Raw genomic sequence first — 16,315 nt, 5'->3', positions numbered from 1 at the left:
CTGCATATGCGCGGCCTGCCCGGCGCAAGCGGGGCTGCTCCCCGATAGCTCAGCGGTAGAGCATTCGACTGTTAATCGAATGGCCGTAGGTTCGAATCCTACTCGGGGAGCCACTATTTCAGCCCTTGGCAAGGCCGGGCTAGCTCCAGAAAATTCGAAATTCAGCGCATCGCATGATTGCGGCACTCGCAGTGCGCAGATGCATTGCGGGCCGGAACCTTTCGGCCCGGCCCGCATGAAGTCATGGTCACGCCCGAAAGCGCGATGCGATCAGCGCGATGCGAACTGACGGCCGCGCGTCGATGCCACGGCCCAGCGCTGCGGCGTCGCGTTCGGCGCGCCTTCCCGCACGAAACACTGGCCGTGCTGCGCCTTGATCGACTGGCATAAAGTCTGCGCATCCGCACGGCTGCCAAAGCCACTGATCGCGATCCGGTGGAAGGTCCGGCCATTGACGGTCGCCTGGCTGGTCAGCACCGGGAAGGCAGCGATGCGCCCATTGACGCGCGCCATGCTGGTCCATTTTTCCTTGGCCACGGCCGGCGAATCGAAAGCACCAAGCTGGACGACCCAGGCGCTCGCGCCCGTGGTAACCGGCTTGATATAGGCGACCTGCTGCATCCGCGCTGCCGGGCTGGCGAGCGGGGCAGCCTTGCCCTTGGCCGGCTTGGCCTTGGCCGCCGGGCCTTCGACAACGAAGTCGCGCTTGACGGCGACGCGCACCGGCGCCGGCTTGGGCGCAGCCTTGACCGCGGGTGCGGGCGTAGACGCCGGCACGGCAGTTTCGATAATCCGGGTGTTGAGCGCGGGTGCGGCAGGGGCGGGCTCGGCCGCCGCCATCTCGATCGGCGAACCGCTCGGCAGGTCCAGCACCGGTGCCGGCTCGGTCGACGCGGCGGCCAACGCCACCGGTGCGGCATCCGGCGCAGCGGGCGCGAGCGCCAGCACCGCCGGTTGGCCCTGATCGGCGCCGTTGACGGTAACGCCCATCAGCGCGGCGACGCGCTGCGGCGCCAGTGCCGGGTCGGCCATACCGGCCCATTGGGCGATACGCTGATTGGCGGCAAGCGGCGCCAGATCCAGCCCGGCGACCAGCCGCGCATCCTTCCAGCGACCGGCCAGCGCATAGGCATAGGCCAGGTTCTGGCGGGTGCGGGCATTGGCCGACGGATCCTGGATCGCGGCGGACAAGATGCGGACGCCTTCGGTCGGATCACCGGCCATGGCGAGCGCCAGGCCATAATCGCCCGCCGGCACATTGTCGGTATTGGCCGCCAGCAGATCGCGCGCGGCGTCATTCTTGCCCAGCGCCACCTCGACCAGCGCCAGGCTGACGATCGTGCGCGAATCGCGGTTGCCCAGCGTCATCGCGTCGGTGAAAGCGGTCTCCGCCGAAACGAAGCGGCCATCCAGCACATAGGCACGGCCCAGCAGCTGGCGATATTGCGCATTGTCGGGCGCCGCCTGCACGGCCGCTTCCGCTGCCTGCACGGCCTTTGCGCCGTCGCGAGCGGCCAGCGCCTTTTCCGCAGCCTCGGCCGGCTTGCCGGGATTGGCGTGCTTGACCGCCGCCGAACGCGGATGGAATGCCGCGCCGGTGCAGCCGACCATCGTCGTCGCCACCATCAAGGAGGAAACGGCCGCCTTGCCAAATGCCGTTCGTTTCATGACCTTACCCACCTATAATCAAAGATCGCCGCGTCAGTGCGGCAATTGCTGGGCAAGCCGATCAATCTCGGGCAGCCCTTCGAGGAAAGCATCCAGTGCTTCGGTAACAACTTGTTGCGCCGACCGGCCGGTCACCGCCGCCGCCAGACGCAGCTTGAGATGACGGCTCGCGTCCAGCCGCAGCGTGAAGGCCGCCTTGCGTGCGTTGTCGACCGCCATCGCCTTGGGCGGCGCGGCGCGCACCGACGCCGGCTTTGCCCGCATCGGCTTGGCAGCCATCACCAGTTCGGCCGGTTCCGGCTCGGCTTCCACCGTCTCGGGCAGAACGACCTGTGCCACGCGCTCGGCCAGTTCCTCGCGTTCGGTCACGACCGCCGGCACCGGAACCGGCGCGAGCACCGTGGTCATCGGCGTCAGGCCGGTGGCAACGGGCGCGGTCGGCGCGGCAGGCTCGTCATCGTGCATCGGCACGTCGAAACCCATGTCGTTCCAGCCCAGATCATCGGACACCATGCCGGCATTGCTCGGGCGACCAAAGCCCAGCATCGGGCGGCGCATCGCCGGCGTGGCCGCGCCCTTGCGCGCCAGCAGGCCGGACGTCAGGGAAGCGATCGGTTTGGCTTCAGCCATGATAGCCCCCTTTTCTTACTGCACGACGCGGCGGCCGAAGCCACCACCGGCGGGACGCGAAGCGGCGGCGGTGCCGACGCTGTTCTGGGGCACGGAAAAGACCGTGCGGCGGAAATTCTTCTCGAGGCGATCGGAGATATAGCTCCACAGCCCGGTCACTTCGGCGGCCGACTTGCCCTTGGGATCGACCTCCATCACCGTGCGGCCGTCGATCATCGAGGCAGCGAAATCGGTGCGATGGTGCAGCGTCACCGGCGCCACCGTGCCATGCTGCGACAGGGCGACAGCGGCTTCGGAGGTGATGCGCGCCTTGGGCGTCGCGGCATTGACGACGAAGATCAGCGGCTTGCCGGCGCGCTCGCACAGGTCGACCGTAGCACCGACCGCGCGCAGGTCATGCGGGCTCGGACGGGTCGGCACGACGATCAGTTCGGCAACCGAAATCACGCTCTGGATAGCCATGGTGATGGCCGGCGGCGTATCGATCACGGCCAGCTTGAACCCCTGCTGGCGCAGGATTTCGAGATCGGCGGCCAGCCGCGCAACCGTGGTCTGGGCAAAGGCGGGATACTCGGCCTCGCGCTCGTTCCACCAGTCAGCCAGCGAACCCTGGGGATCGATGTCGATCAGGACGACCGGACCGGCCCCGGCCAACTGGGCCTGTACGGCCAGATGACCGGACAGGGTCGTCTTGCCCGATCCGCCTTTTTGCGATGCCAATGCCAATATGCGCACGCGCCTTCCCCCAGGTAAATCCAGTTCCGAAACGATTTGGCATGGCGCCGCCTAAAATTCGGTTAACTGGTCTGGCAACCTTGTTGAGGATCACCTATCCCCGGTTTCACATCATGGATCCGGCAATGCTAAGAAGACGTTAACCTTGTTTGACGATAGTGCCGGACGATATTTCCGGTCTGGAGCATGGATATGAAGCCTATCTGGGGAGCCGTTGCGTTCGGCACGCTATTGACGGCCGCCTTGCCGGCGCTTGCCGATGTGAAGGCCGGCGTCGATGCCTGGCAGCAGGGCGATTATGCCAAGGCGATCACCGAATGGCGCCCGCTCGCCAATGCCGGCGATCCCGATGCGCAGTTCAATCTGGGTCAGGCCTACAAGCTTGGCCGCGGCGTTCCGGCCGATCTCAGCAGTGCGGTCGACTGGTATCGCAAGGCGACGGCGCAGGGCCATGCCCGCGCCGAAGATAATCTGGGCCTGCTGATGTTCCAGCAGGGCGATCGCGCCGGGGCCATGCCCTATCTGCAGCATGCCGCCGCCCGCGGCGAAACCCGCGCGCAATATATTGTCGGCACCGCCCTGTTCAACGGCGACATGATCGGCAAGGACTGGGTCCGCGCCTATGCGATGATGACGCGCGCCTCCGCCTCCGGCCTGCCACAGGCAACCACCAGCCTGCAGCAGATGGACAAATATATCCCCGCCGACCAGCGCAAGCAGGGCCTTGCCCTGGCCTCGTCGATGGAGGCGCAGGAAAAGAGCCTGGCCAGCGCCAGCCTGACCCTGCCGGCGACAGCGGCACAGCCCCGCCCGGCTTCTCCCGCCCCGGCTCCAGCAAAGCCAGCGCCCGCACCTGCAACCCAGGTCGCGGTCGCCAAGCCGCAGCCTGTCGCGCCCAAGCCGGCACCGGAGGCAGCCAAACCAGCCCCCTCCAAGCCCGCGCCACCCAAGCCCGCGCCGTCCAGGATGCCGGCACCGGCCGCCGGCGGCGACTGGCGCGTCCAGCTTGGCGCGTTCGGCGACGAAGGCCGCGCCCGTGCGCTGTGGAGCCAGTTGACCCGCAAGGTCAGCGGACTCTCCGGCTATCAACCCTATCTGGTCAAGGCCGGCAGCATCACCCGCCTTCAGGCCGGACCGATCGCCAGCAGCGCCGACGCCTCGCGCCTGTGCAGCAGCATCAAGGCCGCCGGCGCGGACTGCATGCCGAAGAAGAACTAAGCTCGCGCGGGCGCCTAATCCGCGCCCGCACTCGCCAGCATCCAGGCGCGGAACCGTGCCAGTCCCGGATGGCCACCAAGCCCCGTGGGATAGACCAGATAATAGGCCTGCTCGCTCGACAAGGGGCGATCGAACGGGATGACCAGGCTGCCCGCCTCCAGCTCCGGTTGGATCAGGAAGCTGGGGATCAGCGCCACGCCCGCCCCCGCCACAACCGCCTGCGCCAGCATCAGGAAATGCTCGAACGCCGGCCCCGGCGGCAACGGCCCCGCCTCGACGCCCGCTGCCGCGAACCAGCGCGCCCAGGCGTCCCGTCGCGAACTCTGGCTCAGCAGCGGCTTGCCCAGCAGATCGGCCGGCGACCGCAGCACATTGGCCGCCAGCCAGTCCGGCGCGCAGACCGGCACCATCTGTTCGCGAAACAGATAATCCTGCGCCACGCCGGGCCATTCCTCCGGCAGGCCATAATGGATCGCCGCGTCAAATTCCTCCTGCGCGAAATCGAACGGGTCGGATCGCGACGCGAAATCCACCACCAGATCAGGATGCAGCGCGCTGAGGCCCGGCAGGCGCGGCGCCAGCCAGCGCATGCCGAAACTGGGCAGGGTCGCGATCCGCAGCGCCCCCTGCGCCCGCCGCGCCGCCACCCGCCGGGTCGCCCGCCGGATCCGATCGAGCGCCGGGCGGATCTCCTCGGCATAGGCCTGCCCCGCCTCGTTCAGTTGCACCCGCCGCCCGACCCGGTCGAACAGAGGCGTCTGCAACCAATCCTCCAGCAGCGCGATCTGGCGACTGACTGCGCTCTGGGTCAGCCCCACCTCCACCCCGGCGCGCGAGAAGCTGCCATGGGTCGCGGCCGCATCGAAACTGTTGAGCGCGCTCATCGGCGGCAGCCATTTGCGCGCCCTATCCATTCCCGTTCCGCATCAAGTGATGACAGCTCCCTATTTGCGCGACCCACCCTATCCTGCGATAAGGGCGCTGTCATCGTGGAGCGTTCTTATGTCGTCGCAGAATGAAGGAAGCATCGTCGCCCTGGTTCAGTCGGTGCTGGGCGAAGACGCCGGCAAGGCCGCACTGGACGCGCTGGCGATCGATCCCGCACTGCTCGCGCAAAGCGGCCCGACCGTCAGTCGCGCCGCCTTTGCCATGGCGATGAACGTCATCCTGTTCCACGACCTGCTGGAACGGGTACCGAGTGGCGCGGCCTATGTCGCCGACACGCTGGCGCGCGGCGGCCGGGTGATGTTCGACCATGGCGCGCTGCGTACCATCCGCTTTGCCGATGGGCCGACCGGCGCCCTGCCCGCTGGCGAGGATGCCTTCACCCGCATCTTCCTGCCGCTGGGCTATCGCATGGCCGCCCTCTATCCGCTCGATCGCCTCAAGATGACCGGCCGCGCCTATGCCCATGTCGACGCGCCCGAGGCGATCCCGCAATTCTTCCTGTCCGAACTGCATGTCAACCGGTTCGACGCGGAATTTGGCGCGGCCGCGACCCGCATCTTCGGCACCTCGCGCGATCCGATCGACGCCCCGACCATTGCCCTGCTCGACCGCTATGCCGCCGGCGAGCCAGTCGGCTTCGATGATGCCGCCGCTGCTCTGCCCGTCATCGTCTCGGCCTTCGACCGCCAGCATGAACCGCCTGCCTTTGCCGATTATGAGCTGCTGCTCTCCCGCTCCAACGAAGCCGCCTGGATCGCGACCGAGGGCAATGCCTTCAACCATGCGACCGATCGCGTGCCCGATGTCGCGGCTTTGGCCGATCGGCTGAAGGCGGAAGACCGGCCGATGAAGCCCAAGCTCGAAATCTCCGCCACCGGCCGCGTGCGCCAGACCGCCTTCCGCGCCGACAGCGTCGAGCGTCTCTTCGCCGACCGCGAACTGCGCAGCGTGCCCGGCTCCTTCTACGAATTCATCAGCCGCGATATCAACCCGAATACCGGGCGGCTGGACCTCGCCTTCGACACTGGCAACGCCACCGGCATCTTCGCCATGACCAGCGCCAAGGCTTGATCGCGGCCCCGGCTTGGGGCAACGCCTCGGCAGCATTGCTGGGAGCCGCAGAGTGAACGACAAGACCATCCCGTCCTGGATCCTGACCCTGGTCTGCGCCGACCGCGTCGGCATTGTCGCGGCGGTCAGCCAGTTCCTCGCCGAACGGGGCGGCTTCATCACCGACAGCCAGCAATATGCCGATCGCGAGGCCGGCCTCTTCTTCATGCGCGTCGCGTTCGAGGCGACCGACACCGGCATGCGCTTCGACACAGCCGGCCTGCGCGACGAATTTGCCGACATCGGCACCCGCTTCGCGATGGACTGGCGCCTCACCGCAGCGGCCGAACGCCCGCGCATGGTGATCGCCGTGTCGAAGGGGTCGCACTGCCTCGCCGACCTGCTGCATCGCTGGCAGACCGGCACGCTGGCGGTCGACATCATGGGCGTGGTGTCCAACCATCCCGACATGCGCCGCATCACCGAATGGCACGGCATCCCCTATCATGAGTTGCCGCCCAATGGCGACAAGGCCGCGCAGGAGGCCGCCCTGCTCGACCTGTTCGATCGCAGCCGGTCGGAATATCTGATCCTCGCCCGCTATATGCAGGTATTGTCGGAAAATCTGGTCGATCGGCTGGCGGGCCGCTGCGTCAACATCCATCACAGCTTCCTGCCCGGCTTCAAGGGCGCCCGCCCCTATCACCGTGCCCATGAGCGCGGCGTCAAGCTGATCGGCGCAACCGCCCATTTCGTCACCGCCGACCTCGACGAAGGCCCGATCATCGAACAGGCGGTCGAGCGCGTCGACCATCGCGCCACCGCCGACGACATGATCCGCATCGGCCGCGACATCGAGGCCCAGGTGCTGGCCCGTGCCGTCGGCTGGCTCGCCGACAGACGCGTGCTGCGCAATGGCGGCAAGACGGTGGTGTTCCGCTAGAAAGGCCGAGCGGCCCAACATCCGTTCGGTTCGAGCCTGTCGAGAACCCTATTACGCGCCTTCTCGACAAGCGCGAAGCCAACGGCCGTTAAAGCCCCAGCCGCGCCCAGAAATCGCCCGGCGCCAGCACAGCCTCAGCGCTGCGGTTGCGCTCGACGCGCGACCAGCTGCTATGGGGAATATGGATTTGCGGGGTCTGGTCCTGCCGCTGCTGGCGGACACGGGCTTGCTTATGGGTCATCGTCTTCTCCTTGTGCGGGAGGAACACGAAACCGGGCGTTGTCGCTTGGGTACCGTGCGCTTTAGCCGTTGGTGACGCGGAGCAAGCTGACATCCTTCAAAAGCCGCGGAGCGAAACGCTCGACACTCTATCTACCCATCAAATAGAGAAAGGCAAAATAGCTTATCTTGTGCCGCGACCATCCGGGCTTTGCCCGGACGGTCCGCGATCAGCCCAATTGCTCAGCCAAGCCGCGCCGCGTGCCAGCGCAGATGATCGTCCATGAAGCTGGAAATGAAATAATAGCTATGATCATAGCCGTCGCGCAGATGGAGCGTCAGGTCGATGCCCGCTGCGTCGCAGGCCGCGCGCAGCAATTCAGGGCGCAACTGTTCCTCCAGGAAGCTGTCTCCCGCGCCCTGGTCGACCAGCAGCGCATCGGTCCGCGCCCCATCCTCGATCAGCGCGACGGCGTCATGCTTGCGCCACGCCGCCCGGTCCGCGCCCAGATAGCCGCCCAGCGCCTTCTCGCCCCAGGGCACCTGCCCCGGCGCCACGATCGGCGCGAAGGCGGAGACCGCACGATAGCGCTCCGGATAGGTCAGCCCAACGGTCAGCGCGCCATGACCGCCCATGCTGTGCCCCATGATCGACTGGCGATCCATGTCGGCGGGGAACTGGTCGGCGATCAACGCCGGCAATTCCTGCGTCACATAGGACCACATGCGATAATGGGCCGCATAGGGCGCCTGCGTCGCATCGACATAGAAGCCCGCGCCCAGGCCAAAGTCCCAGGCGCCGTCCGGATCGTCGGCCACGCCCTCGCCCCGCGGCGAGGTATCGGGCGCGACGAAGATCAGGCCCAGTTCCGCGCAGGCCCGGCGGAACTCGCCCTTCTCGGTCACATTGGCATGGGTGCAGGTAAGGCCGGACAGATACCAGACCACCGGCAGCTTCGTGCCGGGCGCATGCGGCGGCACGAAGACGGAGAAGGTCATCTCCGTCCCCGTCTCGCGCGAGGCATGGCGATAGACGCCCTGGATGCCGCCAAAGGCCCTGTTGGTCGAAACCGTCTCCACTTGGCTCTTCCTTCCTCATCCGATCCGATGCAGGCCGCACAGCTTGTTGCCGGCGGGATCGCGCAGATAGGCGAGATAGAGCTTGCCGAAGCCGCCCTCGCGCACGCCCGGCGGATCTTCGCACGCCGTGCCGCCCGCCGCGACCCCGGCCGCATGCCAGGCATCGGCCTGCTCGGTCGATGTCATGCGGAAACCGATCGTGCCGCCATTGGCATGGCAGGCCGGCTCCCCGTCGATCGGCTTTGTCACCATGAACAGCGCGCCGTCATGCATGTAGATCAGCCGCCCCTTGTCGTCCTGCATCGCCGGCTTGCCGCCGACCGCACCGAACAGCGCGTCATAAAAGGCGCGCGAAGCGTCGAGATCATTCGATCCCACCATCACATGGCTGAACATGGTCACTCTCCTGTTGGGTTATCGGATCAGAAGACGACGACGCTGCGGATGCTCTCGCCCGCATGCATCAGGTCGAACCCCTTGTTGATGTCCTCCAGCCCCATGACATGGGTGATCATCGGGTCGATCTCGATCTTGCCGGTCATGTACATGTCGACGATCTTGGGCACGTCGGTGCGGCCCTTGGCCCCGCCAAAGGCCGTGCCGCGCCAGTTGCGGCCGGTGACCAGCTGGAACGGACGGGTGCTGATTTCCTTGCCGGCCTCGGCCACGCCGATGATGATGCTGGTGCCCCAGCCGCGATGGCAGGCTTCCAGCGCCACGCGCATCACTTCGGTGTTGCCGGTGGCGTCGAACGTGTAGTCCGCGCCGCCATCGGTCATCGCGACGATCGCGGCGACCACCTCCTCGCGGCTCATGCCCCTGGAGTTGAGGAACTCGGTCATGCCGAACCTGCGGCCCCATTCCTCGCGATCAGGATTGATGTCGACGCCGATGATCTTGTTCGCGCCGGCCAGGCGCGCGCCCTGGATGACGTTGAGGCCGATGCCGCCCAGGCCGAAGATCACGACATTGTCGCCCACCTGCACCTTGGCGGTGTTGATCACCGCGCCCACGCCCGTGGTGACGCCGCAGCCGATATAGCAACTGGTCTTGAACGGCGCGTCCTCGCGGATCTTGGCCAGCGCGATCTCGGGCAGGACGGTGAAGTTGGAGAAGGTCGAACAGCCCATATAATGGAAGATCGGCTGGCCCTTGTAGGAAAAGCGGGTCGTGCCGTCAGGCATCAGCCCCTTGCCCTGGGTCGCGCGGATCGCGGTGCAGAGGTTCGTTTTGCCGCTCAGGCACGACTTACACTGGCGGCATTCCGGCGTGTAGAGCGGGATGACATGGTCGCCCGGCACCAGGCTGGTGACGCCAGCACCTACTTCGCGGACGATGCCGGCGCCCTCATGGCCCAGGATCGAAGGGAAGATGCCCTCGCTGTCGAACCCGTCCAGCGTATAGGCATCGGTATGGCAGATGCCGGTCGCCATGATCTCGACCAGGACTTCGCCCGCCTTGGGGCCTTCCAGATCGACTTCGACGATTTCGAGGGGCTTCTTCGCTTCGAAGGCGACGGCGGCGCGGGTTTTCACGGCGGGCAACTCCCATGACTGGCGTGAACGGACGCCTCGAGGACGCCCTGTTAAAAGCATTCCCGGCGTTCATATCGGTTCCGGCAGCAATTGCCAGCCGATACCGCTGTCAAAAGGAGAGGAAAATCCAGCAGGATCCGAAAAAAACAAAGCGCATCCAGCGACTTGCATCGCCAAATGGATTGCCCTGCCTTTCCCGGTCGCGCCCTGTTTAGAAGGACACGTTGTAAATGAACCAGCCCAGGATCAGCAGGCTGCTCACCAGACAGATACGATCGCCGAAGACATCAATTCGAGACATCTGACACATCCTTCACCCAAAAGACGATCTGCGCCGCCTGTTGAGGAAGAATACATCAGATAAATGGACGTGGGAACAGCAATCTCACGACAAAACGTGCCGCTGGGGCGATGAATGGAAATCACAACATCTTGAAATTTTCGCTGCAGCGCACAGCGATCATTCAACTAATAGAACGATGCCAAAAAGCCGAATAGTGGCAGGCACTTACCGCGGTTCAGCGAAATGCTGCACCGCGGTGGCGCAGGAAGGAGGCCGTCGCCTCCTCCGGCCCGCGATAGGCTTCCTGAAACTCGGCGCTCCAATATTTCAGGTCGTCGAGGTCGATTCGCGCACCCGATACGGCGCAGAGCACGAACTGCCCCGGCCGTACCACGTCGAAATGCGGCGTGTCATAATGCAGCACCGCCAGCCCTTGAATATCGGCAGCCATCAGTCGCCGGTCAGGATGCGGTCGACCAGCTGCTTCACGGTCGGCACGAACCCGTTCGAATAGAAGGGATCCTGCTTGAAGCGATAGGCGGCATGGCCGGCGAACAGCAGATTCTTGTCCAGGTCGCCGCCATGGACCGATTCCTGCAGCGACTTCTGGATGCAGAAGCTGCGCGGATCAGCCAGGCGACCGGTGGAGTTGGTTTCACTGTCCATCCAGCTGGAGAAGCTGCACTGCGACAGGCAGCCCATGCAGTCGGTCTGGTCCTTGCGGATTTCCGCCTTCTCTTCCTCGGTCACGAAGACGAGCGTGTTGTCCGGCGTCTTGAGCGCGGAGGTGAAGCCCTGGCCCACCCATTCGCGCGCGCGCAACAGGTCGCCCACCGTCACCCAGAAATTCTTGCCCTTCACGCCCGCGTCGAGCTGATGGGTATGGTCGCCCGCCTGTTCGGTGCTGAACGGGATCTGGCGGTCCGACCGCGCTTCGAGCGAACGCAGGAAGGGATTGCGGATCGCCGAGCTGTAGAAGCCGGTGGGCGAGAATTTGTGCAGCAGCACGTCGCCCGGTTCCAGCTGCATCAGCCGGTCCTTCCAGTCCTGCGGGATCGGGCTTTCCTGGGTCAGCAGCGGACGGGTGCCGAACTGGAACATGATCGCACCCAGTTCGGGATTGTCGATCCAGTCGTTCCAGTCCTTCAGCGCCCAGACGCCGCCGGCCATGACGATCGGCACATCATCGGAAATGCCGCCTTCGCGCATCGTGGCGCGCAGGTCGCGAACACGCGGATAGGGGTCCTGCGGCGCGCGCGGATCTTCCGCGTTCGACAGGCCGTTGTGGCCGCCGGCCAGCCAGGGATCTTCATAGACCACCGCGCCCAGCCATTCCGATGCCTTGGAATAAGCGCGCTTCCACAGCGCACGGAAGGCCCGGCCCGACGACACGATCGGCAGATAGCTGACATTGTAGGAGGCAGCGATTTCGCTGAGCTTGTAGGGCATGCCCGCGCCACAGGTGACGCCGGCGACCATGCCCTTGGTCTTTTCCAGCACGCCGTGCAGCACGCGCTGCGCACCGCCCATTTCCCACAGCACGTTGATGTTGATCGCGCCCTTGCCGCCGGCAATCTCATAGGCGCGCTTCACCTGCTCGACGGCACCGTCGATGGCATAGGCGATCAGTTCCTCATGGCGGTCGCGGCGGGTGCGGCCATGATAGATTTGCGGGATGATATTGCCCATGGAGTCATAGCTGTCGGCATTGACCGCCGATACCGTGCCGATGCCCCCGGCAGCCGCCCAGGCGCCCGAACTGGCATGGTTGGAAACAGCAACACCCTTGCCACCTTCGACCAGCGGCCAGACTTCACGGCCACCATAGACGATGGGTTTCAAACCCTTGAACAACGACTTCTCCCGCGAAATGAACCGGCCTCCCCAGACCGGTTGAAATGTCGTCCTATAACAGTTTTTGTCAGGGATGACGAACTGTAGGGCGCCCTAGCGCAAAATGTGGGGGCTGGCCAGAGCCTCGCCATATAATGCGGCATAGGCGTCGACCATGGTCTTTTCGTCATAATCGCGCTGCGCCCGCGCCCGGTTTGCCGCCCCCAATGCGGCGCGTAATTGCGGGTCGGCGGCCAGCGTCCCCAGCGCATCGGCCAGCCCCTGCTCGTCCGCCGCGACGAAGGGACGATTGGCCGGCGCCACCATGTTGGCGACATCGCCGACATCGGTGGAGGCCACCGGCAGCCCGGCCGCCATCGCCTCGACCAGCGAGATCGGGAACTGCTCGCTGTCCGACGACAAAGCGAAAATGTCGAACAGGCCGACGAAGCGCCAGGGGTCGGTCATGAACCCGGCCAGGCAGATATCGTCCAGCCCCTGCGCCGCCGCCTCGGCCAGGATCGCGGCGCGCTCCGGCCCCTCGCCCACCACCACCAGTTGCAGCCGTTCGCGATGGGCGGCCACGGCGCGCACCAGCCGGGGAATATTCTTGACCGCGCGCAGCCCTGCCAGCGTGCCGACCAGCAGCTTGCCCGGCGTGCGCACCAGCCCCGGTATCGCATCCGGTGCCGGCGCCTGCGCATAGCGCGCCACATCGATGCCGTTGCGGATCAGATGCACCTTGCCCGCCGGCTGCTTCCACGCCTGATGCGCGATCCGCTCCAGCCGCGCCGAGGGCACGACCAGCGCCTGCGCCCGGCCCAGCGCCATGCGCCGATAGAGATTGCGCTGCGGCTTCAGCCCCGCCGCCTCATCGGCGTTGAAGCCATCCTCATGATGGATCAGCGGCGGCAGGCGCATCGACCGGGCAAACAGCCGGTGCGCCATCACCCCGTCCATCGCCCCCCAATTATAGCCCAGCACCAGGTCATAGCCGGACAGGAACTGCGCGATCGCGCGGAACCGCGCCAGCCCCGGCCGCCCGGCAAAGGGCGGCGCTTCGGGAAAATCGACCGGCACCTGCGGCTCGATCGCGCTGCGGGCAGTGAGCGCCTCGGGCGCGGCGCTGACGATGCTGTGCCGTGCCTTGTCGCCCCAGATGTTCATCAGCCGGATCGCGCGGGCTTCCTTGCCGCCCAGCGTGAAGCTGCCATGGATATGCAGGATGCGCGGCGGATCGCCCCGCCTCACGCCGCCCCCGTCAGCCACGCAGCACGCGTTCCAGCAGGCGGTCGATCCCGGCCGCTGCTTCCGGCTCGTCCAGCGCGGGCGCATGACCGACATCGGGCACCGTCACCAGTTCGGCGCTTACCCCCACCTCGCGCGCCATCCGCTCCGCCGTCGGCGCGCTCAGCAGGTCCGACCGATCCCCGCGCAGCAAAAGGGTCGGAATGCCCTGAAACGCCGCCATCACCGGCCACATGTCGACACCCGCCTCGCCGCCCGGCGCGCGCAGCGGCTCCGCGATCCGCATGTCATAGTCGAGCACGATCCGCCCGCCGCTGTTCAGTCGATAGAGCCGCTTGGCCATGGCCAGCCATTGCTCCAGCCCATAGGCCGGATAGACATCGCCATTCGCTTCCTCCAGCGCGCGGGCAGCATGGACCCAGCTCGGGTGCGACTGGCCGACGCCGACATAGCCACGAATCCGCTCCAGCCCCGCTTCGTCCAGCGTCGGGCCGACATCGTTCAGCACCGCGCCGGCCAGCCATTCGCGATGGGTGGCGGCGATGAGCATGGTGATGATCCCGCCCAGCGACGTGCCGACCGCCACGAAGCGGGTGATCGCCAGGTCCGCCAGCAACCGGCCGATATCCTGCAGATAGGTGAGCGGCACATAGCTCATCGGATCCTTGGCATAGGCGCTTTCGGCGCGCCCCCGCATATCCGGACAGATCACTCGCCAATCGCCCGCCAGCCGCTGCGCCAGCGGCTCGAAATCGCGCGCATTGCGGGTCAGCCCCGGCAGGCACAGCACGGGCGGTCGCCCGTCCTCGCCGCCCGCATAGTCGCGATAATGCAGCCGCAGTCCATCCGGGGACCACCAATATGCGTCACTATAGCCGGTCAAGCTTGATCCTTCCGCCCATGCTCCCCCATATCGCCGCATGGACAACAAGCCGCAAGCCGCCAATTACCACCCCGCCACGGAAATCACCGCGCTGATGCCCGACATCGCCGATCCGGTGCATGCTGCGGACTTTCCACAGACCCTGTTGCGCTTCCGCAATGACCGCGCCGCCGCCACTGTCGGCCTCGATCATCTGAGCGACGCCGAATGGATAGCCCATTTCGGCCGCTTCGCGCCCCTGCCCGACAACCTCCCCCAGCCGCTCGCCCTGCGTTACCATGGCCATCAGTTCCGCCATTATAATCCCGATATCGGCGACGGCCGCGGCTTCCTGTTCGCGCAGATGCGCGACGCGGACGGCCGCCTGCTCGACCTTGGCACCAAGGGATCGGGCCAGACCCCCTATAGCCGCTTTGGCGACGGGCGCCTGACACTCAAGGGCGGCGTGCGCGAGATTTTGGCGACCGAGATGCTGGAGGCGCTGGGCGTCAACACGTCGAAGACCTTCTCGATCATCGAGACCGGCGAGGCGCTGGAGCGCAATGACGAGCCATCCCCCACGCGCGGCGCGGCGATGGTCCGTCTCAGCCATTCGCATATCCGCATAGGCAGCTTCCAGCGCGCCGCCTATATCGAGGACAACAGGTTGCTCGAACGGCTGACCGACTATGCTCTCACCCGCCTCTATGGGGAACAGCCCGGCGACAATCCGCCCGCCCAGTTGCTCGGCCGCGTGGTCGATCGCACCGCCGACCTGGCCGCCAGCTACATGGTCGCCGGCTTCGTCCATGGCGTGCTCAACAGCGACAATATCAATGTCACCGGCGAAAGCTTCGATTATGGCCCCTGGCGCTTCACGCCGCTCTGGGACGCGGGCTTCACCGCCGCCTATTTCGACCATGCCGGCCTCTATGCCTTCGCCCGCCAGGCCGAGGCGATCCATTGGGACGTCGCCCAACTCGCCGTGTCGCTGCGACCATTAACCGAGGCGCCGCCGCTGATCGAACAGCTCGAACGCTTCCCCGCCCTCTATGCCCAGGCGATGCAGCGCCGCTTCTGCTGGCGCCTCGGCGTCCTGCCGGGCGCGAACAGCGCCGCCATGACCGAAACCGCCGTGCGCGCGATGATGACCACCGCGACGCCGATCGATACCTTCTTTCACGACTGGCGCGGCGGCACGCCCCGCAATCCGGCACGGTACAGCGAACCCATCTGGGCCGAACTGCGCGACCAGCTGGCCGACCATGCGCCCGTTCCCGGCGCCCGCGACCACGCCTATTGGTCGGACGAGCCCCCCTGCTCCATGCATATCGATGAAGTGGAGGCGATCTGGAGCGCGATCGACCAGTCCGACGACTGGGGCCCGCTCCACGCCAAGGTCGCCGCCATCCGCCGCATGGGCGAGGCGCATGGGGCAGCGCCCGCACTGCCGTGAGAAAGGCCCAGACCCGGCAAAGCAAGTGTCACCACACCTGATCGCGTGGCGGAATTGGGTGGATTGCCGAACGTCTGCTTACCCTCTCCCGTTTGCGGGAGAGGGAGGGGCCCGCGCCGTAGGCGTGGGAGGGTGAGGGTCTTATGAAGCGAGCGCCCCTCATCCAACTTCGCCTAGCCGGCCTTGCCGGCAAGGCTTCGTATCCTTCTCCCGCTAGCGGGAGAAGGAACGTCCGTCGGTGGTCGATGCGCGACCGTCCAGTCTTTCTAGCCCATTCAGACTTCACCGTCCCCTCAGTCCCTCGGCAAACTTCACGAGCGTGCAGTCCCTATCCGACCTGCATGGCCCCATTACGTCCAAAAAGGCGGGCCAGCCTTTCCCGGTGGCGACGATGATGCTGCCACGCCCCTCCGCGACGCCAATGTGGGCCTTGGAGTCAATGCGGAGCTTGACGGCTGCGCGGCTGCCCTGATCCCTTTTTTGGGGATGATTGCCCTCGTAGATGCCGAACCTCTGGCCCATCCATGAGACATCATGGACGTTGAAATCTGGCCCTTCTTGGGTGCGGGTGATCTTAGCCCCATCGGGGAGGCAGAAATTCTCTGTG

At 66.0% G+C, this 16,315-nt stretch carries 16 protein-coding genes and 1 tRNA gene; 5 read left to right on the top strand and 12 right to left on the bottom strand.

Going from position 1 to position 16,315, the window contains the following annotated elements; all coding sequences use genetic code 11:
- The first annotated feature begins 38 nt into the window (after positions 1 to 38).
- Positions 39 to 113: transfer RNA gene (locus tag AC13EK_RS21655), tRNA-Asn, on the top strand.
- 157 nt (positions 114 to 270) lie between these two features.
- Here the strand turns inward: AC13EK_RS21655 and AC13EK_RS21650 are convergent.
- From AC13EK_RS21650 to AC13EK_RS21640, 3 genes are read right to left on the bottom strand one after another with little or no spacing between them, the layout of a single operon-like run.
- Entirely contained in the window at positions 271 to 1,668 is a 1,398-nt protein-coding gene (locus AC13EK_RS21650; protein WP_170828691.1) for an SPOR domain-containing protein, read from the bottom strand.
- 33 nt (positions 1,669 to 1,701) lie between these two features.
- Entirely contained in the window at positions 1,702 to 2,298 is a 597-nt protein-coding gene (locus tag AC13EK_RS21645) for a hypothetical protein (RefSeq protein WP_048936914.1), read from the bottom strand.
- 15 nt (positions 2,299 to 2,313) lie between these two features.
- Positions 2,314 to 3,033 (bottom strand): ParA family protein, encoded by a 720-nt coding sequence (locus AC13EK_RS21640; protein WP_004212248.1) that lies wholly within the window; start codon positions 3,031 to 3,033, stop codon positions 2,314 to 2,316.
- 186 nt (positions 3,034 to 3,219) lie between these two features.
- On the opposite strand from AC13EK_RS21640, the gene AC13EK_RS21635 reads away from it, so the two are divergent.
- Positions 3,220 to 4,251 (top strand): SPOR domain-containing protein, encoded by a 1,032-nt coding sequence (locus AC13EK_RS21635; RefSeq protein ID WP_069337260.1) that lies wholly within the window; start codon positions 3,220 to 3,222, stop codon positions 4,249 to 4,251.
- A 14-nt stretch (positions 4,252 to 4,265) separates the two neighbouring features.
- On the opposite strand, the gene gcvA is transcribed toward AC13EK_RS21635, so the two are convergent.
- Positions 4,266 to 5,165, bottom strand: coding sequence for a transcriptional regulator GcvA (gcvA, locus tag AC13EK_RS21630; protein ID WP_069337259.1), 900 nt, complete (start codon positions 5,163 to 5,165; stop codon positions 4,266 to 4,268).
- A gap of 88 nt (positions 5,166 to 5,253) precedes the next feature.
- On the opposite strand from gcvA, the gene AC13EK_RS21625 reads away from it, so the two are divergent.
- Positions 5,254 to 6,270 carry a DUF1338 domain-containing protein gene (locus AC13EK_RS21625; protein ID WP_069337258.1) on the top strand — a complete coding sequence of 339 codons (1,017 nt, stop codon included), beginning with the start codon at positions 5,254 to 5,256 and terminating at the stop codon, positions 6,268 to 6,270.
- Between the two features lie 52 nt (positions 6,271 to 6,322).
- Complete coding sequence (purU, locus tag AC13EK_RS21620; RefSeq protein WP_277788109.1) at positions 6,323 to 7,192, top strand: formyltetrahydrofolate deformylase; 870 nt, start codon at positions 6,323 to 6,325, stop codon at positions 7,190 to 7,192.
- A gap of 88 nt (positions 7,193 to 7,280) precedes the next feature.
- Here the strand turns inward: purU and AC13EK_RS21615 are convergent, their stop codons facing one another.
- The 8 genes from AC13EK_RS21615 to AC13EK_RS21580 form a co-directional block, all read right to left on the bottom strand.
- Positions 7,281 to 7,433, bottom strand: coding sequence for a hypothetical protein (locus AC13EK_RS21615; protein ID WP_010338958.1), 153 nt, complete (start codon positions 7,431 to 7,433; stop codon positions 7,281 to 7,283).
- 221 nt (positions 7,434 to 7,654) lie between these two features.
- A complete protein-coding gene (gene fghA / locus AC13EK_RS21610; RefSeq protein WP_069337256.1) occupies positions 7,655 to 8,491 on the bottom strand; it encodes an S-formylglutathione hydrolase in 837 nt (278 codons plus the stop codon).
- A 15-nt stretch (positions 8,492 to 8,506) separates the two neighbouring features.
- On the bottom strand, positions 8,507 to 8,887 hold the full coding sequence (locus AC13EK_RS21605; protein WP_037520482.1) for a VOC family protein: 381 nt from the start codon (positions 8,885 to 8,887) through the stop codon (positions 8,507 to 8,509).
- A gap of 26 nt (positions 8,888 to 8,913) precedes the next feature.
- On the bottom strand, positions 8,914 to 10,026 hold the full coding sequence (locus AC13EK_RS21600) for an S-(hydroxymethyl)glutathione dehydrogenase/class III alcohol dehydrogenase (protein WP_069337268.1): 1,113 nt from the start codon (positions 10,024 to 10,026) through the stop codon (positions 8,914 to 8,916).
- A gap of 518 nt (positions 10,027 to 10,544) precedes the next feature.
- On the bottom strand, positions 10,545 to 10,760 hold the full coding sequence (locus AC13EK_RS21595) for a DUF2093 domain-containing protein (protein WP_004212238.1): 216 nt from the start codon (positions 10,758 to 10,760) through the stop codon (positions 10,545 to 10,547).
- Positions 10,760 to 12,163, bottom strand: a complete 1,404-nt coding sequence (locus AC13EK_RS21590) for an NAD(P)H-dependent flavin oxidoreductase (protein WP_004212237.1) — start codon at positions 12,161 to 12,163, stop codon at positions 10,760 to 10,762. Before AC13EK_RS21590 ends, AC13EK_RS21595 begins: the two co-directional genes overlap by 1 nt.
- Positions 12,164 to 12,256: 93 nt before the next feature.
- The gene (locus AC13EK_RS21585; RefSeq protein ID WP_069337255.1) at positions 12,257 to 13,411 is read right to left on the bottom strand and encodes a glycosyltransferase; all 1,155 of its coding nucleotides are present in this window, start codon (positions 13,409 to 13,411) and stop codon (positions 12,257 to 12,259) included.
- The gene (locus tag AC13EK_RS21580; RefSeq protein WP_069337254.1) at positions 13,404 to 14,273 is read right to left on the bottom strand and encodes an alpha/beta fold hydrolase; all 870 of its coding nucleotides are present in this window, start codon (positions 14,271 to 14,273) and stop codon (positions 13,404 to 13,406) included. Before AC13EK_RS21580 ends, AC13EK_RS21585 begins: the two co-directional genes overlap by 8 nt.
- Before the next feature lie 37 nt (positions 14,274 to 14,310).
- Here AC13EK_RS21580 and AC13EK_RS21575 point away from each other — a divergent pair, with 37 nt between their 5' ends.
- A complete protein-coding gene (locus AC13EK_RS21575) occupies positions 14,311 to 15,708 on the top strand; it encodes a protein adenylyltransferase SelO family protein (RefSeq protein ID WP_069337253.1) in 1,398 nt (465 codons plus the stop codon).
- Positions 15,709 to 16,315 lie beyond the last annotated feature (607 nt).

The sequence above is a fragment of the Sphingobium sp. L-44 genome (assembly GCF_056859495.1).
The sequence above is the reverse complement of the archived record's forward strand: the minus strand, read 5'-3'. Positions and strand labels throughout refer to the sequence as shown.